This is a genomic window from Flavobacterium enshiense DK69 (assembly GCF_000498495.1).
Classification (GTDB): Bacteria; Bacteroidota; Bacteroidia; order Flavobacteriales; family Flavobacteriaceae; genus Flavobacterium; species Flavobacterium enshiense.
The window spans coordinates 175,704-199,154 of record NZ_AVCS01000013.1; the positions used below are offsets into that span (position 1 = coordinate 175,704).

Annotated in this window: 20 protein-coding genes; 7 read left to right on the forward strand and 13 right to left on the reverse strand. The window is 37.2% G+C overall.

Annotation, left to right across the window (positions count from 1 at the left end):
* The first annotated feature begins 2 nt into the window (after nucleotides 1–2).
* From FEDK69T_RS09525 to FEDK69T_RS09540, 4 genes are all read left to right on the forward strand, one after another.
* The gene (locus FEDK69T_RS09525) at nucleotides 3–1,037 is read left to right on the forward strand and encodes a DHH family phosphoesterase (protein ID WP_117612558.1); all 1,035 of its coding nucleotides are present in this window, start codon (nucleotides 3–5) and stop codon (nucleotides 1,035–1,037) included.
* Nucleotides 1,038–1,077: 40 nt separating this feature from the next.
* A complete protein-coding gene (gene gldI / locus FEDK69T_RS09530; RefSeq protein WP_023573952.1) occupies nucleotides 1,078–1,635 on the forward strand; it encodes a gliding motility-associated peptidyl-prolyl isomerase GldI in 558 nt (185 codons plus the stop codon).
* 30 nt (nucleotides 1,636–1,665) lie between these two features.
* Entirely contained in the window at nucleotides 1,666–2,751 is a 1,086-nt protein-coding gene (locus FEDK69T_RS09535) for a peptidylprolyl isomerase (RefSeq protein ID WP_023573953.1), read from the forward strand.
* Nucleotides 2,752–2,821: 70 nt separating this feature from the next.
* Nucleotides 2,822–4,027 (forward strand): peptidylprolyl isomerase, encoded by a 1,206-nt coding sequence (locus FEDK69T_RS09540; protein ID WP_023573954.1) that lies wholly within the window; start codon nucleotides 2,822–2,824, stop codon nucleotides 4,025–4,027.
* 73 nt (nucleotides 4,028–4,100) lie between these two features.
* On the opposite strand, the gene FEDK69T_RS09545 is transcribed toward FEDK69T_RS09540, so the two are convergent.
* Complete coding sequence (locus FEDK69T_RS09545) at nucleotides 4,101–4,538, reverse strand: hypothetical protein (RefSeq protein ID WP_023573955.1); 438 nt, start codon at nucleotides 4,536–4,538, stop codon at nucleotides 4,101–4,103.
* Between the two features lie 176 nt (nucleotides 4,539–4,714).
* On the reverse strand, nucleotides 4,715–5,071 hold the full coding sequence (locus FEDK69T_RS15490) for a hypothetical protein (protein ID WP_023573956.1): 357 nt from the start codon (nucleotides 5,069–5,071) through the stop codon (nucleotides 4,715–4,717).
* Nucleotides 5,072–5,327: 256 nt separating this feature from the next.
* Between FEDK69T_RS15490 and FEDK69T_RS09560 the strand changes: the two genes are divergently transcribed.
* Nucleotides 5,328–6,182 (forward strand): class I SAM-dependent methyltransferase, encoded by an 855-nt coding sequence (locus tag FEDK69T_RS09560; RefSeq protein ID WP_023573957.1) that lies wholly within the window; start codon nucleotides 5,328–5,330, stop codon nucleotides 6,180–6,182.
* A 28-nt stretch (nucleotides 6,183–6,210) separates the two neighbouring features.
* On the opposite strand, the gene FEDK69T_RS09565 is transcribed toward FEDK69T_RS09560, so the two are convergent.
* From FEDK69T_RS09565 to FEDK69T_RS09585, 5 genes are all read right to left on the reverse strand, one after another.
* On the reverse strand, nucleotides 6,211–7,389 hold the full coding sequence (locus FEDK69T_RS09565; protein ID WP_023573958.1) for an AIR synthase related protein: 1,179 nt from the start codon (nucleotides 7,387–7,389) through the stop codon (nucleotides 6,211–6,213).
* Between the two features lie 145 nt (nucleotides 7,390–7,534).
* The gene (locus FEDK69T_RS09570; RefSeq protein WP_023573959.1) at nucleotides 7,535–8,389 is read right to left on the reverse strand and encodes an OmpA family protein; all 855 of its coding nucleotides are present in this window, start codon (nucleotides 8,387–8,389) and stop codon (nucleotides 7,535–7,537) included.
* A 56-nt stretch (nucleotides 8,390–8,445) separates the two neighbouring features.
* Nucleotides 8,446–9,204, reverse strand: coding sequence for an OmpA family protein (locus tag FEDK69T_RS09575; protein ID WP_023573960.1), 759 nt, complete (start codon nucleotides 9,202–9,204; stop codon nucleotides 8,446–8,448).
* Between the two features lie 604 nt (nucleotides 9,205–9,808).
* Nucleotides 9,809–11,998, reverse strand: a complete 2,190-nt coding sequence (locus FEDK69T_RS09580) for a glutamine synthetase III family protein (RefSeq protein ID WP_023573961.1) — start codon at nucleotides 11,996–11,998, stop codon at nucleotides 9,809–9,811.
* A 314-nt stretch (nucleotides 11,999–12,312) separates the two neighbouring features.
* A complete protein-coding gene (locus tag FEDK69T_RS09585; RefSeq protein WP_023573962.1) occupies nucleotides 12,313–12,843 on the reverse strand; it encodes a hypothetical protein in 531 nt (176 codons plus the stop codon).
* Nucleotides 12,844–13,251: 408 nt separating this feature from the next.
* Between FEDK69T_RS09585 and FEDK69T_RS09590 the strand changes: the two genes are divergently transcribed.
* Nucleotides 13,252–13,992: a porin family protein gene (locus FEDK69T_RS09590; RefSeq protein WP_023573963.1), complete on the forward strand. Its 741-nt coding sequence runs from the start codon at nucleotides 13,252–13,254 to the stop codon at nucleotides 13,990–13,992.
* Between the two features lie 26 nt (nucleotides 13,993–14,018).
* Complete coding sequence (locus tag FEDK69T_RS09595) at nucleotides 14,019–15,140, forward strand: hypothetical protein (protein WP_023573964.1); 1,122 nt, start codon at nucleotides 14,019–14,021, stop codon at nucleotides 15,138–15,140.
* Nucleotides 15,141–15,254: 114 nt separating this feature from the next.
* Here FEDK69T_RS09595 and FEDK69T_RS09600 read toward each other — a convergent pair whose 3' ends face one another.
* From FEDK69T_RS09600 to FEDK69T_RS09625, 6 genes are all read right to left on the reverse strand, one after another.
* Nucleotides 15,255–16,124, reverse strand: coding sequence for a hypothetical protein (locus tag FEDK69T_RS09600; protein WP_023573965.1), 870 nt, complete (start codon nucleotides 16,122–16,124; stop codon nucleotides 15,255–15,257).
* Nucleotides 16,125–16,303: 179 nt separating this feature from the next.
* Nucleotides 16,304–19,729, reverse strand: coding sequence for a methylmalonyl-CoA mutase family protein (locus FEDK69T_RS09605; RefSeq protein ID WP_023573966.1), 3,426 nt, complete (start codon nucleotides 19,727–19,729; stop codon nucleotides 16,304–16,306).
* A gap of 405 nt (nucleotides 19,730–20,134) precedes the next feature.
* Nucleotides 20,135–21,199, reverse strand: a complete 1,065-nt coding sequence (locus FEDK69T_RS09610; RefSeq protein ID WP_023573967.1) for a ligand-binding sensor domain-containing protein — start codon at nucleotides 21,197–21,199, stop codon at nucleotides 20,135–20,137.
* A gap of 133 nt (nucleotides 21,200–21,332) precedes the next feature.
* Entirely contained in the window at nucleotides 21,333–21,593 is a 261-nt protein-coding gene (locus FEDK69T_RS09615; protein WP_023573968.1) for a hypothetical protein, read from the reverse strand.
* 258 nt (nucleotides 21,594–21,851) lie between these two features.
* The gene (locus tag FEDK69T_RS09620) at nucleotides 21,852–22,151 is read right to left on the reverse strand and encodes a DUF1905 domain-containing protein (RefSeq protein WP_023573970.1); all 300 of its coding nucleotides are present in this window, start codon (nucleotides 22,149–22,151) and stop codon (nucleotides 21,852–21,854) included.
* Nucleotides 22,152–22,324: 173 nt separating this feature from the next.
* Nucleotides 22,325–23,119, reverse strand: a complete 795-nt coding sequence (locus FEDK69T_RS09625) for a peptidase MA family metallohydrolase (protein WP_023573971.1) — start codon at nucleotides 23,117–23,119, stop codon at nucleotides 22,325–22,327.
* Nucleotides 23,120–23,451 lie beyond the last annotated feature (332 nt).

Genomic DNA, 23,451 nt, shown 5'->3' on the forward strand with positions numbered 1-23,451 from the left:
ACATGATGACAACCAATGAAATTGAAGCACTTAAAGAACTTTTAGCTTCCCCTAAAAAAATAGCAATTATTCCTCACCGAAACCCTGATGGAGACGCAATGGGATCTACCTTAGGATTATATCATTTTCTGACTCAAAAGAAACATGACGTTTCGGTAATTTCCCCTAACGAATTCCCGAATTTTTTAGCCTGGATGCCTGAGGCTGAAAAAGTCATGATTTTTGAAAAAAACCCGGAAAACTGCACTGAAAAATTGAATCAGGCGGATATTATTTTCACTCTTGATTTCAACGCCCTTCACCGTGTTGGTGATTTCATGCAGGCAACTTTGGAGAAACTGGAGAAAACATTTGTGATGATTGACCATCATCAGTCGCCGGACAATTATTCCAAATTCACGTTTTCGGATACCGGATATGGTTCTACCTGCGAAATGGTGTACCACTTTATTCATCAGTTAGGAGAAGAAAATCTGATAAACAAAAACATTGCAACCTGTATTTATACCGGTATCGTTACCGATTCGGGATCTTTCCGTTTTCCTTTGACGACCAGTACAACTCATCGTGTAGTAGCTGATTTAATTGACAAAGGGGTTGAGAATTCAAAAATACACAACCTGCTTTTCGACACCAGTTCATACAATCGCCTGCAATTATTAGGTCGCGCGTTGCAAAACATGAAACTCTTGCCGGAGTACAAAACCTCTTATATCACATTAAGTCAGGAAGAACTTGACACGTTTGGTTATGCGAAAGGCGATACAGAAGGAATTGTTAATTACGGATTATCATTAAAAGGATTCGACTTTACCGCAATTTTCATCGAAAACAAAGAAGAAGGCCTTATCAAAATATCGTTCCGTTCCCAAGGAGCCTTTGATGTGAATCAATTTGCAAGAAATCATTTTAGCGGAGGCGGCCATATTAATGCTGCGGGAGGAAAATCCGACTTATCAATGGAAGAAACGATAAAACAATTTATTGCTATTTTAGCCTCAGAAAAGAAAACAACTGACGAAACAGTCCTTACTTAAAAAAGCGCATACTTTTAAATGTCAGTTTAAAAATTGAATTATGAAAAAAATACATATATACGGAGTTATGCTTTCCGGATTATTATTTGCTTGCTGCACACAACAACAGGAAGCCAGAAAACCGGTTTCGCATTCATCGGGGACTTTTATTAAAGAGTCTATCGAACGAAACAAAAAGCTTATAAACAACGAAGAAACTTTAATTGCCAACATTATCAAAAAAGATACCGCTAACGATTATATCGCTTCGCCAAAAGGGTATTGGTATTATTATAATGTAAAAAGCGATACTGCAACACAAACTCCTAAAAAAGGAGATATTGCCGTTTTTGATTACGAAGTAGCAGATTTGTCCGGGAACGTTATCTATACAGCCGAAGAACTGACAACCCAAAACTATGTTGTAGATAAACAGCATATTATGATGGGATTGCGCGATGGCATCAAACTGATGAAAAAAGGAGAAAAAGTTACTTTCCTTTTCCCTTCACACATGGCATATGGCTATCATGGTGACAATGAAAAAATCGGAACCAACCAACCTGTTATCTGCACAGTAACCTTAAATGATTTCAGACCCGCACCTGTAAAACCTTAATTTACCAAACATACATTTTTACCGATTGCAATGAAAAAAAAACTTACCGGTATACTCTTACTATTTACCGCTCTATTGATTTCCTGTAAAAACAATCACGAGAATTTACAAGACGGCTTATATGCCAATATTGAAACACCAAAAGGAGACATTGTTGTTTCCCTGGAATACACAAAAGCTCCCGTTACCGTAGCAAATTTCATAACATTGGCCGAGGGAAAAAACCCTTTTGTTGCTGCTCAATACAAAGGGAAACCTTTTTATGACGGGTTAACATTTCACCGTGTAATTCAGGATTTCATGATTCAGGGAGGAGATCCTGACGGTACAGGAAACGGTGGTCCGGGATACAAATTCAAAGATGAAATCGATCCTACATTAAAGCACAATAACGGCGGCGTTTTATCGATGGCCAATGCAGGTCCGAACACCAACGGAAGTCAGTTTTTCATAACACATTCAGCTCAACCTCACCTTGATGGCGTTCATACCATTTTCGGAAAAGTTGTGGAAGGAATGGACGTTGTGGCTGCCATTGAAAACAATGATGAAATCACATCAGTTACCATCATAAGAAAAGGAGCAAAAGCTTCCGCCTTCGATGCATTGAAAGTATTCAAAAACTATTACGATACAGAAGCAGTGGAATTAAAGAAAATTGCTGAAAAAACAGCTAAAATCAAGACGGACAAATTAGCCGAATTCGCCTCTTTAAGAACAAAAGCCGTTAAAACAGAATCCGGATTGGAATACGTTTTTATCACAAAAGGAAATCAGCCAAAATTAGCTCCGGGAACGAATGTTCTTTTCAGTTATGCCGGTTATTTCGAAAATGGCGAGCTTTTTGATACCAACTACAAAGATGTGGCTGAATTATTCGGAACGTATGACAAGATGAGAGATGAGCAAGGAGGCTATGATCCATTTCCTTTTGAATACGGAAAAAAAGAAGGCCTAATCCCGGGATTCATTGAAGGAATGGAAAAAATGTCTGCCGGAGACAAATTGCTTTTATTCATCCCTTCTTATCTGGCTTACGGTGAAAGAGGAGCGCCTCCCATAATTCCGCCAAATACGAATCTTATTTTTGAAATCGAATTATCAGCAAAAAAATAATTAAACAAGGGAAAAATCCTGAAAATCCCTGCGTAATGCAAAAAGAGTAAGGCGAATACAACTATAAAATATGAAAAACAAAATTCTGCTTTTATTGTTTTTGGGGATGATGAGTGGTTATGCTCAAAAAACTAAAAAGTCGTCTGCATCAAAAACAAAGACAAAAACAACTACTACAGCTGCCAAAAGTTCAACCGACGGACTTTTCGCTGCTATTGAAACCAACAAAGGAACAATCACCTTAAAATTAGAATACCAAAAAACTCCAGTTACGGTTGCTAACTTCGTTGCTTTAGCTGAAGGAAACAACCCAATTGTGGCCGAGCAATACAAAGGAAAACCTTTTTATGATGGATTGAAATTTCACCGTGTAATCAAAGATTTCATGATTCAGGGAGGAGACCCGCTTGGAACAGGCGCAGGAGATCCTGGATATAAATTTAAAGACGAGATTGACCCTACTTTAAACCATACTAAAGGAGGTATCTTATCGATGGCAAATTCGGGACCGGCAACTAATGGAAGCCAATTCTTCATCACACATAAAGAAACTCCTTGGTTAAACGGCAGACACACTGTCTTTGGAGAAGTTACTCAAGGAATGGATGTAGTAAACAAAATTGAGCAAGGCGACAATATCGTTAAAGTTACAATCATTCGTAAAGGAAAAGAAGCTACAAAATTCGACGCTGCAAAAGTTTTTGCAGATTACTATGCTAATAAAGCAGAAGACGACAAAAAACAAGCTGCTTTAGAAGAAGAAAAAAGAAAAAAACAAGCTGAACTTGACGCTGTTAAAGACAAAGAATATAATGAAAAATACGGTCAGGTAATGCAAATGAAAAAAGCCGAGTTTGAAAAATTGAAAGCTACAGCTACTACAACTACAAGCGGCCTGAAGTATGTTATTACCAAAAAAGGAAGCGGTAAAAAACCAGCTGCAGGAACCCAAGTTCAGATAGGCTATGCAGGTTATTTCGAAAACGGTAAATTATTTGATGCCAGCTTTGAAGACGTTGCCAAATTATATGGAAAACACGATCCGATGCGTGCACAGCAAGGCGGATATAATGGTTTCCCTTTCACTTACGGCAACAAATCGGGATTAATCCCAGGTTTCATTGAAGGATTGGAAAACATGAATTCAGGAGACAGAGCCGTAATCTTCATCCCATCCAAATTAGGATACGGAGAAAAAGGTGCCGGAGGTGTTATCCCTCCAAATACCGATTTAATTTTCGAATTGGAAATGACGGAAGCTGCTCCGAAACAGTAATTCCAGATTTTTAGAAATAAAAAAGGCACATCAGTTTTAACTTTTGTGCCTTTTCTTTTTTACTTTTTATCTATTATCCCGAAAACTTCCAATCAAACTCGTCGTTGTTGTTGAATATAGCCCCTACTTCCACTTTTACGATTTCATCAAATTCAGCAATCAGCATCAGCCAATTATCTTCATTGAAATAACTCACCACACCATCTTCCTCAACAACTTCCCAGGTCTTATATGCTTTTTGCGGCAATTCACCTTGAATTTCTTTCGGATTTCGGCCAATAACTTTTTTATCGAAAAGTGTCGTTTCAGGATCCGAAACTACTATATATCCTAAGCGAAATTCCTCATCATCATAAAAGGTAAGACGCATTTTATGCTGGTTATACAGATAAACGACATTTTGATCTTCGTCTTTAAACTGTTTACTGGGTTTACCGTACACCGCCACTACATGTTGTTGTTGCATCCCGAAAAGCAACTCTCCTACTCCGTTTTTTGGATTGATATTCATAACTTTTTATTTTATACAAAGGTAAGATTTTAAGAATAGAGTGAAATTGTATTTTTTCCTACTCACAAAAGTTTCTGTATAGTTTATCTCGTTTTGGATATTACTGAAGCGATGAATTTCAGCCCTCACTGTCAATAGAATAATAATGCTCGAGACTTCCATCATCAAATATTGTATCAATCCCACTGACCTGTAGCACTAAAGCCGATAATTAGGCAAAGCCAAAGTAATAAGACATAAAAAAGCAGGCTAAAAATAGTAGCCAAGTTTCTCCTCCACCCGCTTGGGTTCCAAATCTGAACCATTGCATAGTAAACCATACCTCCTAAAGCTCCTCCTGCAGTCACTGTAACTAATGGCAAGAGCTGCCAAACACCTTGCCAAAACGTCTTCCCGTTCAATACTTCTCCGACAGAAAAAACAATAGACAGAAAAACAATTGCCAATAATAGCGCAATACCAGCGCCTTGTAACACCAACTTACCTAAAGGCTTGTTTGATAATCTGTAGTGCAATTCATTTTGTGCTTCCATGATTTAATAATTTACATTAAAAGTACTTTGAAATACAAAGTAACTAAAAAATAACATTCAACACAATTCATTTTGGAAAATTTTTGTACTGTCTGCAGCAAAAAAATTGCAGTGTTTTTTTTTAAAACTAATATTGACCAATTTATTTTTCCACTAACTTTACATTCCAACAAATTAAAAACCAATTCTTTACAAACCCTACTAATGTTGCTGAGTAAATTAACTGAGTCATTAATCCATTTAACTTGAAGAAACAATGGAACAGCAACTTGAACAAATTCGTGAACAACAAAAAGCTTCCTGGAATAAATTTTCCCCTGGATGGAAGAAATGGGACGACCTTACTATGGATTTTTTAAAACCGATGGGTGATGAAATAATCCGACTTCTCAATGTAAACAACAACGATATTGTTTTGGACATAGCAACCGGAACCGGTGAACCGGGTTTAACAATTGCCAGTAAACTAAACGGAGGAAAAGTGATTCTTACCGACCTTGCGGAAGACATGCTGGAAATTGCGAGAGAAAATGCATCATTGAGAGGCATTAAAAATATTGAAACCGTTGTCTGTGATGTTTGTGAGCTTCCTTTTCCTGATAATACTTTTGATGCTATAAGCTGCCGATTTGGTTTCATGTTTTTCCCGGACATGGAACTAGCCGCCAAAGAAATGGTACGGGTACTAAAACCAGGAGGGAAAATTGCAACATCAGTTTGGGACGTCCCTGAAAAAAACTTTTGGATAACAGCTATGATGGGAACCATTCATAAAAACATGGAAATCACACCACCTCCACCTGGAGCCCCAGGGATGTTTCGTTGCTCTAAAGAGGGTTTAATGAAAGAATTATTTATGCAAGCCGGACTAAAAAACATCTCACAAAGTGAAGTTCACGGAAAATTAAACAGTAAAACCGCGGACAACTATTGGAGTATGATTACAGAAATAGCTGCGCCTGTTGTTGCTGCACTTTCTGCCGCAGACGATGCAATGAAAGCAAAAATAAAACAGGAAGTATACGATATTGTAAATCAAAAATATCCGGACGGAAATGTTGTAATCGATGCCAGCTCCATTGTCATTTACGGGGAAAAAACTCAAGCATAAAAAAATCCCTCGATTGAGGGATTTTCTTTTAATATTCGAATACTCCGTATTCTGAAGTAATGGTTAACTTTTTAGTTTCGGAAGCTTCAACCCTTCCTACTATTTGTGCATCTACACCAAATGATTTTGAAATCTCGATGATGTCTTCAGCGATATCGTCCGGAATATATAATTCCATTCTGTGTCCACAGTTAAACACCTGATACATTTCCTTCCAATCCGTACCAGATTGCTCCTGAATCAATTTAAATAAAGGCGGCACTGGGAACAAATTATCTTTAATAACGTGTACGTTATCAACAAAATGCAATACTTTCGTTTGTGCACCACCACTACAGTGTACCATTCCGTGAATCAGTCCTGCCGAATACTTATCCAATATTGCTTTAATGATTGGAGCGTAAGTACGCGTTGGTGAAAGCACTAATTTACCCGCATCAATCGGAGATCCTTCTACTTCATCCGTAAGTTTCACATTTCCGGAGTACACTAAATCTTTAGGCACGGAAGCGTCATAACTTTCAGGAAATTTTTCAGCTAAATAATGCGCGAATACGTCATGACGAGCCGATGTTAGTCCGTTAGAACCCATTCCGCCATTATAACTTTTCTCATAATTTGCCTGACCAAAAGAAGCTAATCCTATGATAACATCTCCAGGTTGAATATGAGCATTATCAACAACTTTAGACCTTTTTATTCGGGCTGTTACGGTAGAATCAACGATGATGGTACGCACCAAGTCACCCACGTCTGCCGTTTCACCACCTGTAGAGTGAATTGTCACACCGAATTCCTTTAATTCCTCAATCAGTTCTTCCGTTCCGTTGATAATAGCCGAAATTACTTCTCCGGGTATAAGGTTTTTATTTCTTCCGATGGTTGACGACAGCATGATATTATCTGTAGCTCCCACACACAACAAGTCGTCGATATTCATGATCAACGCGTCCTGCGCAATTCCTTTCCAAACCGAAATATCACCCGTTTCTTTCCAATACATGTAAGCTAACGAAGATTTCGTACCGGCTCCGTCGGCATGCATGATCAAACAATAATGATCATCATTGGTTAAATGGTCGGGAACAATTTTGCAGAAAGCTTTAGGAAACAATCCTTTATCGATGTTTTTTATTGCATTGTGCACATCTTCTTTGGAAGCCGAAACTCCGCGAAGGTTATAACGTTGACTGTTATCAGAACTCATGTGGTTTAATTGTGTGTTGTGAGGGCAAAGATAAGGAGAAAATAGAAGTTAGAAAAACAGATAATAGAAAACAGATATCAGAAAATAGAAAATAGATGCTTGGAGCAAGAGTTTCTGAAAACTTATTATTCTATTTACAAAACTTCTACTTGCTTAAAATCATGATTTCAACGCGACGATTGGCGAGTGCCTGTTCTTCGTTAGCTTCCGGAATAGGGAATTTAGGATGTGATATTCCAAAACCTTTCACCTTTACGCGTTTTTGATCTACCCCGTTACTTTCCAAAACCCTTCTCACCTGCTTAGCTCTTTCAAGGGAAAGATTTCTTCTGTCGGCATCAACACAGCAAATATGCCCCTGCACTTCGATTACCATTGTTGAGTTTTTCAACATGACATCAATTAGTTCATCCATGGCAGGTTTTGAAGTTGGCATCATCCCAAACGAATTCTGATAGAAAAAAATATTTTTAATTACAATTCGGGTCCCTGGTTTTGCCAAGGCTACTTTTTCTTCTAAAGTTGCATTAGCCGGAAAATGCATATCTTCCTCTTCAATTGGAACAACCTCTGCAACAACGGACTGAACAGGCTTGATTCCTAAAATTTCTTCTTCACGGGCCAAATCTTTTGCCAGAATGTAATGTATAACCACTTTACGGTTCTCCGATTTTATTTTAGACTGATTGTGTTCTTCTCCAAAACTTCTGGTTTTAAAGTCGCCTCTGATTTTTATATGGTTTTTCACAATAACATTATAGATAAAATCCACGCGGCGTTGGGATAACGTATCATTATGAGCATTAGTTCCGTCTTCATCCGTAAAACCATTAATCGCAACTACTTTCGATTCCTTATTGCCTATCATCCAGTCATTCAACAGAGCTATTTGCTTTTTGCTCAAATCATGTTTGTTGCTTTCGAAATATACCGTAAACTCTTCCTGTGCCGATACAAAAAACGGAAAAACAAAAAACAGGAATATTAAAAATCGCTTCATAAAATGTTTTTTAAGTATAACGAATAAACACAAATATTATGACAAATAAAATGGCATTATTGATTTTCTAGGATTTGGATTTCAACCCTTCTGTTTTCATCTTGTTCAAACTCATTTCTTTCCGGAATAGGATATAAAGGCATCGTACTTCCGAAACCTTTATAGGAAAGGCGGCTTTTGTCGATTCCGTTCGCGATGAGATAATTGTAGACAGTTTTACAGCGAAGTGTGGAAATATCCTCGCGATCGCCTTCCGGTTGACAGCAGATGTGTCCCTGAATTTCAATTTTAAGCTTTGGATTTTGCTTCATAATTTCGAGCAATTCTACTAATACCGGTTCTGATTTCGGAAGCACTACCCCTGAACGATTGTAGAAATTCAGGTTTTTCAGCCTGAGTTTATCCCCTACTTTCATTTGAGTTATTTTAGATGACATTTTCTCTTCTTTCAACTGAAAATAAATATCTACCCTCCTATTATCTGCCTGATCTTTTAATTGCTCGGATCGTTTTCCGAAGCCTTTGACTTCAAGTTTTTCAACCATATTCATTCCACTATTCCTCAATGCCGTTTCAATGAAATTTGCCCTGTGCAAAGCTAATTTATCATTATAACTGTGCGAACCTACGCTATCGCAATAACCATATATTTTCTGTATTTCAGCATTCTTATTTTTTGATATCCAGTCAGCAAGTTTTTGTCCGGAATCCCGATTTACTTCATGAACATCAAAATCAAAATAAACAGAAAATTTTTCCTGTGAAAAGGTTTTAGAAACAAAACTGATTAGCAATAAAAGAAGACACTTTTTCATATTTTTTTTAACATAACGAATTTTGTCGAAATTTAGTACAAAAAAAAAGAAAAGCACTCCCCTAATAAAAGAAAGTGCTTTTCACAATTAAAAAACAAGTGTCCAAAAAATTTTAAAAAAGTGAGGCAGACATTGCCCGCCTCACTTTCCCCTATGGGTTTGGTTTGTTTCTGAGTACAGGAGAAACGTCGGACAAATTATCGAATTTTAGCACAACTGTTGCGCCACATCTTGCCTATTGAAAGGTGAGAATGAAATTGATGTTTGCTCCTGTTCGGTTAACGATATTCCTGTTGGGAAAATCGTGTACTGTAAATAGAACCCATACGGTATTGACAATAAAAAAACTCGTAATTCTAGAGAGGAACTAAAACGAGGAGGTTAAAACAATCTAAGTGATTGTGAAGTTGGAAAAAGAAATCTTGTGGTTGATTTACATTTCAAAAGTACTTCAAATTTTTCGTTGAGAAAACTTTTTAATTGTTTATTTTTCAAGTAATTACAGTTTTTCTATCAAGCGAATAAAAAACCGCCCAACAACATTTCATAATAAGAAAAACCTCCCAAAGGAGGTTTTTGATAATTTAATAAGTTGAAGAAAATATTATCTCACAAATAATAATTCCCTGTATTTAGCCAAAGTCCAGATCTCGTCGTCAACCAACAATTCTAATTTATCACAGTGACTTCTGATGATATCGAAATATGGTTTTACTTTTTCGCAATATGCATCGGCCATTTTCTCAGAGCTGTTTAAAGCGTTTGCTTTTTTACGCTCTTCCGTCATAGCTTCTACATTTGAATTGATACCTTCGATATGCTCTGAAATTTCCTTAATCAATCCGATTTGTTCTTTAGCTACTTTTTCAAAGTCTTTACCAAAGATTTCTTTTAATCCTTTAACGTTTTCGATTAATGTATTTTGGTAACGGATTGATGTCGGAATTACGTGGTTACGAGCGATATCACCCAATACACGTCCTTCAATCTGAATTTTCTTAGTGTATTCTTCCAATTCGATTTCGTAACGGGATTCCACCTCAACGTGATCCATAACACCCATCTCTCCGAACAAAGCAATCGCTTGTTTAGACACTTTTGCTTTCAGCGCTTTCGGAGTTGTTTTGTGATTGCTCAATCCTCGTTTTTTAGCTTCTTTTTCCCAAGCTTCGCTATAACCGTCACCTTCGAACAAGATAGCTTTGGTTTGTTTGATGTACTCTCTTAAAACATTGAAGATTGCATCGTCTTTCTTCATGTCTTTTTTCTCGATCAATTCATCAACCTCAACTTTGAAATCTTTTAATTGCTTAGCAACAATCGTATTTAAAGTCGTCATTGAAACCGCACAGTTTGCAGTAGATCCTACCGCTCTGAATTCGAATTTATTTCCTGTGAAGGCGAATGGAGACGTTCTGTTTCTATCGGTGTTATCCAACAATACGTCCGGCAATTTACCTACTACGTTCAATTTCAAGTCTGTTTTTTCTTCCGGAGAAAGTTTTCCGCTGGAAACACCTTCTAATTCAGCTAAAACATTTGTCAATTGCTGACCGATGAAAACAGAGATGATAGCCGGTGGCGCCTCGTTTGCTCCCAAACGGTGGTCATTACTTGCAGAAGCGATAGAAGCTCTCATCAACTCTTCATAATCGTGTACCGCTTTGATGGTATTGATGAAGAAAGTCAGGAATTGCAAGTTGCTCATTGGCGTTTTGCTCGGGCTTAACAAGTTTATACCTGTATCTGTAGCCAATGACCAGTTATTGTGTTTACCCGAACCATTAACTCCTTTGAATGGTTTTTCGTGGAATAACACTTTAAAGTGATGACGCTCTGCTACTTTTTGCATAACATCCATCAATAATGAGTTGTGGTCAACCGCCAAGTTTGTTTCCTCGAAAATAGGAGCTAATTCATATTGATTTGGAGCTACTTCATTGTGACGTGTTTTTACCGGAATACCCAACAACATACATTCTTTTTCCAAATCTCTCATATATTGTAATACGCGAGTCGGAATAGAACCGAAGTAGTGGTCTTCCAATTGCTGACCTTTTGCAGAAGTATGCCCTAATAAAGTTCTTCCGGTTGCCAGGATATCAGGTCTTGAATTTGCCAAAGCAGCATCAACAAGGAAATATTCTTGCTCCCAACCTAAAGTAGGTGTTACTTTTTTAACGTTTTTGTCGAAATATTTAGCAACATCAGTCGCTGCATTGTCAATCGCATGTAAAGCTCTCAACAAAGGTGTTTTGTTATCTAAAGCCTCACCTGTATAAGAGATGAAAACTGTTGGGATACATAATGTTGTTCCGAAGATGAAAGCCGGAGATGTTGGATCCCAAGCAGTATATCCACGTGCTTCGAATGTATTTCTGATTCCTCCGTTAGGGAAAGACGAAGCATCCGGTTCTTGCTGTACCAATTGGCTTCCTCCGAATTTCTCAACAGGATCGCTACCATCCATTGATGTTTCGAAAAACGCATCGTGTTTCTCAGCAGTTGTTCCTGTTAATGGCTGGAACCAGTGTGTATAATGAGTCACTCCTTTAGAAAGAGCCCATTCTTTCATTCCCATTGCAATATATTCTGCAATTTTACGATCAATTTTAATTCCGTTTTCGATAGCATTTTTAACAGCCTTATAAGCTTCTGGCGTCAAAAATTGTCGCATTGACTTATCGTTAAAAACGTTACTTCCGAAAATCTCTGATTTTCTCTCCGAATCATCTACCGCTACCGGTGTTCTGTCTGTTGCTTTTTGTAAAGCATGGAAACGAAATGTTGACATAAGTTGTGTTTTTAAGGTTATGACCTGTGATTATACACCGCAAAAATATAAAATTTTACATTACAAAATAATATACCCCCTAAAAAAATAGGGGTTACACGTAAATCCACCACCCATTTATCGCAAAACCCCACATTTTACATGCTATCCATTCATACACTTCCTATGCAATATTTTCTAAACACAACATTATGTTTGCATATCTTAACATAAAAAAAATACCAAACACCTCATTATCTTCTTATTAACAAAACTTAAAACAAAAAAAAGCCGTCCAAAGACAGCCTTTTTTAAAATCTTATAATATAAATTGCCTACATTTTTATTTTCTGAATCTTTGATTCGTCAATATTATAAGCTTTCACTACCGCGTTATAATCTTTAAAATCAACTTTGCTGGTCTGTTTGTTATTTACAAAAGCTGGTATGATTGCCACCCTAAACATCTGATTCAGTTTAAATTCGTTTGAAAGTCCGCCCAAATCAAATCCATGCAGTTGAACTAACGCATTATATTGGGTAAAATCGTTTCTGTAACCATAATCTACAGTACCGTCAGGAAAATAATAGGTTTCGGGTAACAATTTCCATTCGTTACCATCTACCCCAACTCCTGCCAAACGGTATACCAAAACCATATCGGAGGTATAAATCGGATGAAAGAAATCTAAAAGCACATTGTACTCATTATGATTATCCGGAAAAAAGTCAACATCATAATATTCAAACACTTCACTGATGGTATCCTGATCGTTTATATCCTGAACTATATATTCTTCTTTAACACAACTTTGAAGCCCAATCATCCCGATGAAAGCCAACAATAAAGTAATCTTCTTGCTCATAGCTATTAAATTTATTTTTCTTAATTCTTCCTAAAGTAAACTATCTCTTAAGTATTAATTCAAAATTAAACTTATTTAGTTGTTACTTGTCAATAGTCGTGCCAAACTTTTAGACTACTCAATTTCATATACAATTCATCACTAAAAAACCTCCATGTTGTCACACAAAATAGCCGCAAAAACAATTAAACCAATACTGTAGAACAGGAACTAAAAAGTTTAACATAATAAAATGAAGAAAAATATCACAACAGAATTTCAATAATATCAGATTTTTATAGTAACTTTAGCTTAATCAGGCATTAACCATTATATCCTTATCATATTATGACCAAATAAACCCATACAATCCCGATAAATTTTGCCCCACAAAATTGAGAAGTTATTTTTTGAGAATCATTGCGCAATATGAAAAAAACAGCACTATTAGCATGCCTCTTATTATTCTCATGTTCCATAAACGGACAGGTGTTAATCTCATTATTGTTAGGAGACAAACTCAACACAGGCAAAATAGAATTTGGGCTTGATGGTGGTGTAAATTTTGCATCGTTGCGAGGTCTGGATGATTCAAAAGCAAGCGCCCGCTTTAATCTGGGCTTTTATTTTGACATCAAGATGAAGAATGACTGGATGTTTCACACCGGTGTGATTGTAAAATCAACTATGGGAGCAAAAGACCTCAAACCCTATTTACTTAATGATCCTGAATTAGACAGCGAATTTGCCAATGGAGAAGTCAGACGAAACTTGGAATACTTCAACGTTCCGCTGATGATGAAAAAAAAATTACCAAAAAGCTTTTACGCCGAAGGAGGATTTCAATTGGGCCTACTCTACAAAGCAACAGACGAATTCACTGCTGAAGTAAAGGACAAAAAAGACCTGAAGTACAAATTGTCCATAAAAGACAATTATCATCCGCTTGATGCAGGACTTATCGTCGGATTAGGATATCGCCTAATGGGTGGCAACGGAATGAATTTAGGTGTTCGCTATTACTATGGATTAGTAGATATCGAAATTGACGACCATAACAGTGGAGTCTTCAACCAAAGCATTTACATCACTGCAGGTATTCCTATCGGAGCAGGTAAAGCCAAAGAAAATTTAGAAAAAAAAGATACAGAGAATAAAACAACTGAGTAAGAACCGTAAAACAAACTCTGAATACCATGAAAAATCATATTTTATTTGCCTTTTGTCTATTGATAACGATATCGGCAAACGCACAGGTTTTCACAAACAAAGAAGTCGGCAAGAAAAACCAGGAACTTATTGACAGTTTAAAAGTCACAGATTACCCCTATTCGTTACCCATTTGGGGAGATAAAGCAACTAAGAAAGGATACAACCTTCCTTACTCTGCCGGAGTCAGCGTAAATTATCTTTGGCAGGAGTCCGACATTATCATAGACAATCTGCAAGTTGGTTTTAACAACGGCCCTATGTATAATCTAGACCAAATCGTCCGTTTCAATAAAGCTGTAGCCACTTCAAACACACTCTCACTACGCCCTGACATCTGGCTGTTCCCTTTTTTAAATATCTATGGTATCTTTGGAAAAACGACAGCCAGCACTGACATCGGAGTAGGCGTTTGGCTTGATGACCCTGCGACCGGCTCAGAAACACAAATCACCTCATTTGGCACGAAAGTAGAATTTGATGCCACGACGTTTGGTCTTGGGATGACCCCCACTATTGGAGTAGCAGGAGGCTTTTTGGCCTTAGACATGAACGTAGCTTGGACCGACGTACCTCAATTGCAGAAACCTGCCCAAACCTTTATCTTTGGCCCACGACTTGGTAAAAATTTCAAATTTGGCAGACCTGACCAAAACATAGCAGTTTGGGTTGGAGGGTTCCGAGTACAGCTTAAATCCGAAACCAAAGGCTCTTTAAGCCTTAGCGAAGTTTTTGAGGGAGGAGATTTGAAGCAAAAAATAGACGAAGGCATTGCAGGCGTTGAGCAAAAACGACAAGATTTAGAAACATGGTGGACCAACTTGGGTCCGGCAGGACAAGCCAATCCGATCAATCAGGCAAAATACAACCGAGCCGATCAAATTTTAGACAGAGCCGGTGAATTTTTAACTGCCGCAGATACCGCCGTAAATAACATCTCTAATTCTACGGTACAATATTCCATGGATAAAAGACCAAAAGACAAATGGAATTTTATCATTGGATCACAATATCAATACAATAAACATTGGATGCTTAGAGGCGAAGTGGGATTCCTATCCTCACGTACACAGGCTCTACTTAGTCTTCAATATCGTTTCGGTTTGTAAAAACATATAGCCTGACAGAGCTATTTCATTATTAAGTTATTGACTCTTGCAATCTAATCACAAAAAAACACCTCTTACAACAAGAGGTGTTTTTTTTTATCTTTAATTTAAGTTTTAACGTTTTCTTTCCGCATGAAGAAAGAGCCTTCCGGATGGAGTATATTCACTGAAATTTACCTCATCGCTTCGCAAATATGCCGCTCTTTTTCCGCTGACAGTTGAAACCAACGAACCCGATTCAATGGTTCCGAAGTCTAAAACACTGTTAGATTTATTCATAGTTTTAAACAACGTCCACATTCCATCAGATCTTGACAAAACCAATCGCAAATTACCTACAATTGGTGCATTAGCACTTGGAAGCGCAAGACCTGGGTCAACTCTGCCAGCAGAATCTAGATCCGGAACTGGAATTTGACCCAAACCTCCAGATGGATTCGCGTTAGCAGAAAGGAAGTAGTTTCCTTCATAATCTTCAATTAATGTAGTTGATTTTTCTTTAAAAATATTAGATGAAAACGTACTGTTACCCGCAATAGTAAAATCCAACAACATTGGATTTGACCCATCCTCATCTACCGAAAAAGTTAACGTTACCGGAGAATTTTCATATACACCTCTAAGCGAGGCAAAGAAAGGTTTTTCAGTGGCCTCAACCAATACTGGAGATTCACTTAAACTAATAATTCTGTTTTTGTAATAAACCACTCCATAAGCCATTTGAACATCATTTCTAAAGTTAATCGCGATGGTTCCTTCTGAAAACACTCCTTTGTATATTCCCCTTGCAGCGTTATCGTTTTCAGGAAGTGCTTGTGAGGTAGAAGCACAAGTTGGACACACATAAGGTGTTCTGCTCGTTGTTGTATCCGGTGGCACACCATCGTCGTCATCCGAACACGAATAAATAAACAAGCCTGCAATTAATGCCAGGCAGGAGAAGCCTAACGACTTCAAGTTTCCGATTGCAATAGAATTTTTCATAATATTTATTATTTGATTGATTGATTTCTAAATATTATGGGGCATTATGCAATACGTGGTATTTGACCTCAGGGGTACATTACCAAAATTAGTGAAAATCCATTTTTAAGGTTAAAAAGTAATCTTAAATTAAACATAAAAAAAGCCCCAAAATTGGGGCTTTTTTAAACAAATAAGTCTTACATATTCCTTCTGTACTGACCTCCTACCTCGAACAAGGCTGAAGTGATTTGCCCTAACGAGCATACTTTGGTAGCATCCATTAATTTCTCAAAAATATTCTGATTATTAATAGCAGCATCCTGAATAATAGCCAACTGCTCCTCTACTTCATGTTTATTCGCTTCATGCAGATGTCCTAACATTACAATCTGATATTTCTTTTCTTCTTCCGTAGCACGGATAACCTCTGCAGGAATAACCGTTGGCGAACCTTTAGAACTTAAGAATGTATTCACACCAATAATCGGGAATTCCCCGGTATGTTTCAATGTTTCATAATACAAACTTTCCTCCTGGATTTTAGAACGCTGGTACATCGTTTCCATTGCTCCAAGCACCCCTCCTCTTTCGGTAATTCTGTCGAATTCCGCCAACACAGCTTCTTCCACCAAATCCGTTAATTCTTCAATGATGAATGAACCCTGAATTGGATTTTCGTTTTTCGCCAATCCTAATTCTTTATTGATAATCAACTGAATTGCCATTGCACGACGTACTGATTCTTCAGTTGGCGTAGTAATAGCTTCATCATACGCATTGGTATGCAATGAGTTACAGTTGTCATAAATTGCATATAATGCCTGTAGTGTAGTTCGGATATCGTTAAAATCGATTTCCTGAGCGTGTAATGAACGACCAGATGTTTGAATATGGTATTTCAACATTTGCGCTCTTTCGTTAGCTCCGTATTTGTTTTTCAAGGCTTTCGCCCAAATTTTACGCGCCACACGACCGATTACCGCATATTCCGGATCGATACCGTTCGAGAAGAAGAACGATAAGTTCGGACCGAAATCGTTGATGTTCATTCCTCGGCTTAAGTAGTATTCCACATACGTGAAACCATTAGCCAATGTGAAAGCCAACTGCGTGATAGGATTAGCTCCTGCTTCCGCAATATGGTAACCCGAAATCGAAACCGAATAGAAGTTACGTACATTCTCCTTAATAAAGTATTCCTGAACGTCACCCATCAAACGAAGTGCAAATTCAGTTGAGAAAATACAAGTGTTCTGCGCCTGATCTTCTTTTAGGATATCGGCCTGAACCGTACCACGTACCTGAGCTAACGTTTTAATTTTAATATCGGTGTAAACCTCCATTGGTAAAACCTCATCTCCTGTAACTCCCAAAAGGAACAATCCTAATCCATTATTTCCTTCCGGTAATTCCCCTTGGTAATGCGGACGCTCTACACCTTTCTTTTTATATATCGCTTTGATTTTAGCCTCAACTTCTTTCTCTAAACCGTTCTCTTTGATGTATTTCTCACAGTTCTGATCGATAGCCGCATTCATGAAGAATCCTAATAACATTGGCGCCGGACCGTTAATGGTCATCGAAACCGAAGTCAGCGGATGGCTCAAATCAAAACCTGAGTATAATTTTTTCGCATCGTCCAAACAGCAGATGGAAACACCGGCATTACCGATTTTTCCGTAAATATCAGGACGAACGTGTGGATCATTTCCGTATAACGTCACACTGTCAAAAGCAGTCGATAAACGTTTTGCTGGTAAACCGGCACTCACATAGTGGAAACGTTTATTTGTTCTTTCTGGACCTCCTTCTCCGGCAAACATACGCGACGGATCTTCTCCTTCACGTTTAAACGGATACAATCCCGAAGCAAAAGGAAATTCTCCCGGTACATTTTCCTGTAAGTTCCATCTCAGGATATCACCCCAAGCCTGGTATTTTGGCAATGCAACTTTCGGAATCTGAGTATGTGACAAACTCTCGGTATGCGTAGCGATTTTGATTTCTTTATCACGAACTTTAAACGAGTAAACCGGGTTTTTGTATTTGTTTACTTTTTCGTCCCAAGTCAAAATGATTTCCCAGTTATATGGGTCCAGATTCATTTTTACGCGGTCGAATTCTTTTGTAAGCAATGATAAAAACTCTTGTTTCTCAGGTGAATGATTCAACGATTCTTCAACAATTCCGGATTTGTCAATTTTAGGAACTCGTCCTGAAACGGTTTCCACTGTTTTGAAAATACCGTATAATTTCTGAGCCACATCCACTTGAGAAAGTGCTGTTTCGTCATATTTACGGTTGTTCTCTGAAATTTCAGATAAATAACGGGTTCTGTGCGGTGGAATCACGAAAATCTTCTCGCTCATCTCACGCGTAATCTCGAAAGTCGAATGTAAATCGATTCCTGTTTTCTCTACAATTTTATCCATGATGGATTTGTAAAGCGTATTCATTCCCGGATCGTTAAACTGCGAAGCAATTGTTCCGAAAACCGGCATTTTATCAGGATCAACATCCCATAAATTATGGTTACGCTGGTATTGTTTTTTCACGTCACGGATTGCATCCAAAGCGCCGCGTTTGTCAAATTTATTCAAAGCCACCAAATCAGCGAAGTCCAACATGTCGATTTTCTCCAACTGGGTTGCAGCACCGAACTCAGGCGTCATTACGTATAACGAAACATCGGAGTGATCCATGATTTCCGTATCCGACTGACCGATTCCTGAAGTTTCCAATACGATTAAATCATATTTGGCTGCTTTCAATACTTCAATCGCTTCCTGAACGTATTTCGACAATGCCAAGTTGGATTGACGTGTTGCCAATGAACGCATGTAAACTCTCGGGTTATTGATCGCATTCATACGGATTCTGTCTCCCAAAAGTGCTCCTCCCGTTTTACGTTTAGAAGGGTCAACAGAAATCAATCCGATGGTTTTTTCAGGGAAATCGATTAAGAAACGACGCACCAATTCATCCACCAAAGAGGACTTTCCGGCACCGCCTGTTCCTGTAATACCTAAAACCGGAGTTTTGCTGTCCTGATTTATTTTGTATATTTTTTCTAAAGTCGACTTCGCAACTTCAGGGAAATTTTCTGCCGAAGAAATCACGCGGGCAATTGCCGTTGGGTTTTTACTTTCCAAATGACTTAATTCTCCATTAAGCACCTCTCCTACCGGAAAATCGGAACGCTGTACCAAATCGTTAATCATTCCCTGTAATCCCAATGCACGGCCATCATCCGGAGAATAAATTCTTTCGATACCGTATTCGTGCAATTCGGAAATTTCAGAAGGAAGGATTACTCCTCCACCACCTCCAAAAATCTTGATATGACCTGCTCCTTTTTCTTTAAGCAAATCATACATATACTTAAAATATTCGTTGTGTCCTCCCTGGTAAGAAGTCATCGCAATAGCATTTGCATCTTCCTGAATAGCAGTATTCACTACTTCTTCCACACTTCTGTCATGTCCAAGGTGAATTACCTCAACACCGGTTGCCTGAATGATTCGGCGCATGATATTGATCGCTGCATCATGTCCGTCAAACAACGAAGCCGCAGTAACAATTCTAACTTTATTTTTTGGTTGATATGGTTGTACTTGTTCCATTTTTTTGGTAATAAATTTTGAGGCTGCAAGTTACGTATTTATTGAAAAAGTAAAGGAGTTAAATTTTAAATTCTTCTACACAAAAATTTGCTCATTTGTTGACTACCAACTTGATGGTTTTTCCGGAAGATATTCCTATTTCAGACGATAAAACCTTAGCCTAGTGCAGCCACAGTTCAAAAAAGGAATTCTTGGGTTGCAAAATAAAAATCCATGATTGACGCTGATAGCGTGGATTTTGTCGATATAGTGGTTTATTAAAAAACAAAACTACAACTTCTTACGGCTGTAGTTTTTTAATTGTCCTGTGAGTATGGATTCCATCAGCAGTCGATATGCTCGAGTACAAATGCGCGCCTACCGGGTTCGTAGATTTTTGTTTATCAACTCTTTACCTGTTTGTGTTTATTCCGAAAAATTAATAAAGGATTTTCCATCATAGCGGTGCAAACCCGTGTTCCTTGTACCTACCCAAAGGTTTCCCTCCCTATCTTCCAAAATTGACCATACATCGTTATTGGTTAGTCCATCTTTTGTTGTAAAACAAGTGGAGGCTTTTCCATCGTAACGACAAATACCACGACCACCACCTCCAAACCAAAGATTTCCATTTTTGTCTTCTATAATTCGGGTAATTGGACCATTTGATAAACCTTCATTTTTTGTAAAATTTGTAAATGATTTGCCATCATAACGGAAGGCCCCACTCCAATTACTGAACCAAATATTTCCGTTCATGTCTTGCAAAACGGGCCAAGCCCAATTGTCACCATCTGGCTTAAGATTGGTTAAGGATTTGCCATCGTAACGAAATACCCCTTTATTAACCCGTCCACCAAACCAAATGTTACCTGCCTTATCTTCTAAAATGTATTCTACATTATCATTACTGCTCATAAAACCACCTCCGCCATTACCAACTATAAACGAAGTAAAGGTTTTTCCATCGTAGATATAAACACCATCAATTGTGGAGAACCATAGTTTTCCGCTTTTGTCCTGCATTATACTGAATACATCATGCGTGTTGCGATTCTTATTGGGGGGCATGTCTTTTCGTAAAGTGATTTGGATTTTAGCAAATGTTTTACCATCGTAAAGACAAAGTCCAGCTTCCGTACCTATCCAAATTTTACCATTTTCATCTTCCAGCATACAATAAACATGATTACTGTTAAGCCCGTTTGTCGCTGTAAATTGGCTAAACGAATTTCCGTCATATTTATAAACGCCTTCACCTGATGTGCCGAACCAAAGGTTACCTGCTTTGTCCTGCAGACTACAACAAACATTGTTATCTTTATGTGAGCCTTGGGTTTTTATAAGTTTTGGTTGTCCGGCAGCTATTATTTTTGAATCATTTGCCTTTTCTTTTGGCAAGTCTCTTTTAACTTGTCCGTTGCAGGAAGTGACAAAAATTAATATTGTCAGAAAAGTAAAAAATTGGGTTATCGAGAAATATTTTTTCATTATTCAAATTGTAATAATGCTTTTAGCGAGTTGTTGATTCTTCCCTATATAAACTAAAACCCCGCCTTCACAAAACCGCTGCTTGTAGAAGTCTCTTTAAATTTTCATTGTATTTTAGACAAACCTATGCTTTTTATTTTGAGTTTCGAGATTCTATTTCTTTTTGCATTTCCCTCTCTAAGATTTTATTATTATTAGAATTTCTAACAATCATAAATGTTAGTAACAAAGGAAAGAAAGTAAAAAATCCAAAACCATTTTTTACAGCGCTATAAATAACAATTCCAATTGTAAGTCCAATGATTGCAGCATCAACTATTTTATTGGTTTTCATTTTTTTTATTTTCTGTAAAAGTTCTTGGTCACTTAGTTCTGTAAAGTTTTCAGGTTTCATATTTCTATTTTTTTTTACTGAATGCTATTTTTGAGTTGTGTTTTCTGAAATTTCGGCTAACGTCCCGCCAGATTTAAGTTGACAGGTATTTTTGTTACTGATATTTACAAATATACCGAAAATACTGAAAGAAAAAACTTTCTTAAACGAAGAAAGCGCAAGCAACGGATCTACCCCATAAAATACCAAACCCCGCTTTCACAAAACCATTATTAGCAGCCGCTGTATTTCTAAGTCAAACTTTTCCGATTCTATTTTTCAAAGCAAAATTGTCGCGTCAACAATTTTTCCATTGAAAATATTTTCTTTTTTTCTGATTTCAGCTTTTAATGGAAGAAGGTATGTATTCATTTTTGTGTCAAACCAAATTGCTGTTTTCCATTGACTTTTTCCAATTTCTGCAGTCGCTTTCAATCTTCCCCAACCTTCTTCTTCCTTTTTTAGGTTTGCCCTGATTTCTTTGGCAATATTTTCAGGAAGCGAAACAAAATACCAACCTCCGGGAGATGGATATTGCCAAACTTTTGCCGAGAAATCATATTTTAATATACCTGTCATTTTTGATCTACACAGTGTTTTTAAACAATGTCCGATAACATCCCGCCGGCTTTATGAATTTGAGGTTTCTGTTCCTTTAGTTTGTCTCATCACTAAGTTAAAATCACAAAAAAGAGTTTTAGTTTGCGCTAAAGCCCCAATTTCTTAAAACCGCTTTTAGTGGTTCGTTGCTTTTAACATCCTTTATTAAACTCTTCCCAATCAAAATTTATATTTGTTGGGCATTTTCGGTTTATATAATCTTTCAAGGTTTGTTCTAATGTTTGTGAGTCGAAACCATATATTTCGTTTAGCTTTTCATACCCACTTTTCCAAAGTTCTTTAAATTTTGATATTCCATGGTTATCAATTAGAAATTTAGAGATAAAAGCACTTTGAGTATAAGCAATCATATCGGGGTTTTTATAAAAATCTTGTGATAACTTGTCCATAGGAATAAGTTTATTACTCTGAATAAAATATTTATAAATCTCTTCCAATGAGTATTTAGAACAAGTTCCGCCTGAATAAGTTGCTAACCCTTCATTCATCCAAGTTGAAGAAGTTGGAGGTGTTCCCCATTTATACATTGTAATCATGTGCATCATTTCATGTTTAATCGGCGATCCAGTATCTTTAAGTAGTGAGAATAATACATCGCTGTCAGGCAAAGCCAAACCTTGAGCAGTCATTCCTCCATATTTTAGCATTTCTTTTCTTGATTTTAAAAATTCAACGTCCATTTTATTGTTGAATTCAGTTTCACCAATTAATTTCAAATTTTCTTCAATTGATTTTTGACATTCTTCAATTGCAAGATTTCTACGTGGAATTTCAACTTCAGATGGGAAGTAATAAGTTATATTGTTTACGGTCTTAGTTTCTGTAACAATTTTGGTCCAATTTTCATCATTTATTGCTTTTTTTTGTGCAGTGCAACTGTAGAATGATAAAATCAGAAGTAAATAAGTAAGTTTTCTGGTATTCATTTTTTTAATAGATTTTGTATTTATGCGGTTTCGCAATACAATGACCGCTAACTCTTAAATAGATGCACCTTATTAATTAATAGATAAGTACTCATTTTTAAAAAGCATTACTATCTGGAGAAAATGCACTACCTCAATTTCCCGCTAATCTACAAAAAGTAAGAAAAGAAAACAATTTAAGATGTTTATAATTCTGTACTATTGGGTTAGCAACTCTCTTTAGCTACTATTCGTCACGTTCATTATGTAACAGAAAAAACAGTCTGGAACAAAAAATGAAACAGAACGCAAACGACAACTCAAATGATTCTTTCATTTAAGGATTGAACACT

Excerpts from the sequence above, each read along its gene's own strand:
- FEDK69T_RS09560 (WP_023573957.1), top strand. The coding sequence starts at position 5,328 with ATGGAACAGCAACTTGAACAAATTCGTGAACAACAAAAAGCTTCCTGG.
- FEDK69T_RS09570 (WP_023573959.1), bottom strand. The coding sequence starts at position 8,389 with ATGAAGCGATTTTTAATATTCCTGTTTTTTGTTTTTCCGTTTTTTGTA.
- FEDK69T_RS09565 (WP_023573958.1), bottom strand. The coding sequence starts at position 7,389 with ATGAGTTCTGATAACAGTCAACGTTATAACCTTCGCGGAGTTTCGGCT.
- FEDK69T_RS09540 (WP_023573954.1), top strand. The coding sequence starts at position 2,822 with ATGAAAAACAAAATTCTGCTTTTATTGTTTTTGGGGATGATGAGTGGT.
- gldI (WP_023573952.1), top strand. The coding sequence starts at position 1,078 with ATGAAAAAAATACATATATACGGAGTTATGCTTTCCGGATTATTATTT.
- FEDK69T_RS09545 (WP_023573955.1), bottom strand. The coding sequence starts at position 4,538 with ATGAATATCAATCCAAAAAACGGAGTAGGAGAGTTGCTTTTCGGGATG.
- FEDK69T_RS09615 (WP_023573968.1), bottom strand. The coding sequence starts at position 21,593 with ATGAAACCTGAAAACTTTACAGAACTAAGTGACCAAGAACTTTTACAG.
- FEDK69T_RS09580 (WP_023573961.1), bottom strand. The coding sequence starts at position 11,998 with ATGTCAACATTTCGTTTCCATGCTTTACAAAAAGCAACAGACAGAACA.
- FEDK69T_RS09595 (WP_023573964.1), top strand. The coding sequence starts at position 14,019 with ATGAAAAATCATATTTTATTTGCCTTTTGTCTATTGATAACGATATCG.
- FEDK69T_RS09625 (WP_023573971.1), bottom strand. The coding sequence starts at position 23,119 with ATGAATACCAGAAAACTTACTTATTTACTTCTGATTTTATCATTCTAC.
- FEDK69T_RS09590 (WP_023573963.1), top strand. The coding sequence starts at position 13,252 with ATGAAAAAAACAGCACTATTAGCATGCCTCTTATTATTCTCATGTTCC.
- FEDK69T_RS09585 (WP_023573962.1), bottom strand. The coding sequence starts at position 12,843 with ATGAGCAAGAAGATTACTTTATTGTTGGCTTTCATCGGGATGATTGGG.
- FEDK69T_RS09600 (WP_023573965.1), bottom strand. The coding sequence starts at position 16,124 with ATGAAAAATTCTATTGCAATCGGAAACTTGAAGTCGTTAGGCTTCTCC.
- FEDK69T_RS09575 (WP_023573960.1), bottom strand. The coding sequence starts at position 9,204 with ATGAAAAAGTGTCTTCTTTTATTGCTAATCAGTTTTGTTTCTAAAACC.
- FEDK69T_RS09620 (WP_023573970.1), bottom strand. The coding sequence starts at position 22,151 with ATGACAGGTATATTAAAATATGATTTCTCGGCAAAAGTTTGGCAATAT.
- FEDK69T_RS09535 (WP_023573953.1), top strand. The coding sequence starts at position 1,666 with ATGAAAAAAAAACTTACCGGTATACTCTTACTATTTACCGCTCTATTG.
- FEDK69T_RS09610 (WP_023573967.1), bottom strand. The coding sequence starts at position 21,199 with ATGAAAAAATATTTCTCGATAACCCAATTTTTTACTTTTCTGACAATA.
- FEDK69T_RS15490 (WP_023573956.1), bottom strand. The coding sequence starts at position 5,071 with ATGGAAGCACAAAATGAATTGCACTACAGATTATCAAACAAGCCTTTA.
- FEDK69T_RS09525 (WP_117612558.1), top strand. The coding sequence starts at position 3 with ATGATGACAACCAATGAAATTGAAGCACTTAAAGAACTTTTAGCTTCC.
- FEDK69T_RS09605 (WP_023573966.1), bottom strand. The coding sequence starts at position 19,729 with ATGGAACAAGTACAACCATATCAACCAAAAAATAAAGTTAGAATTGTT.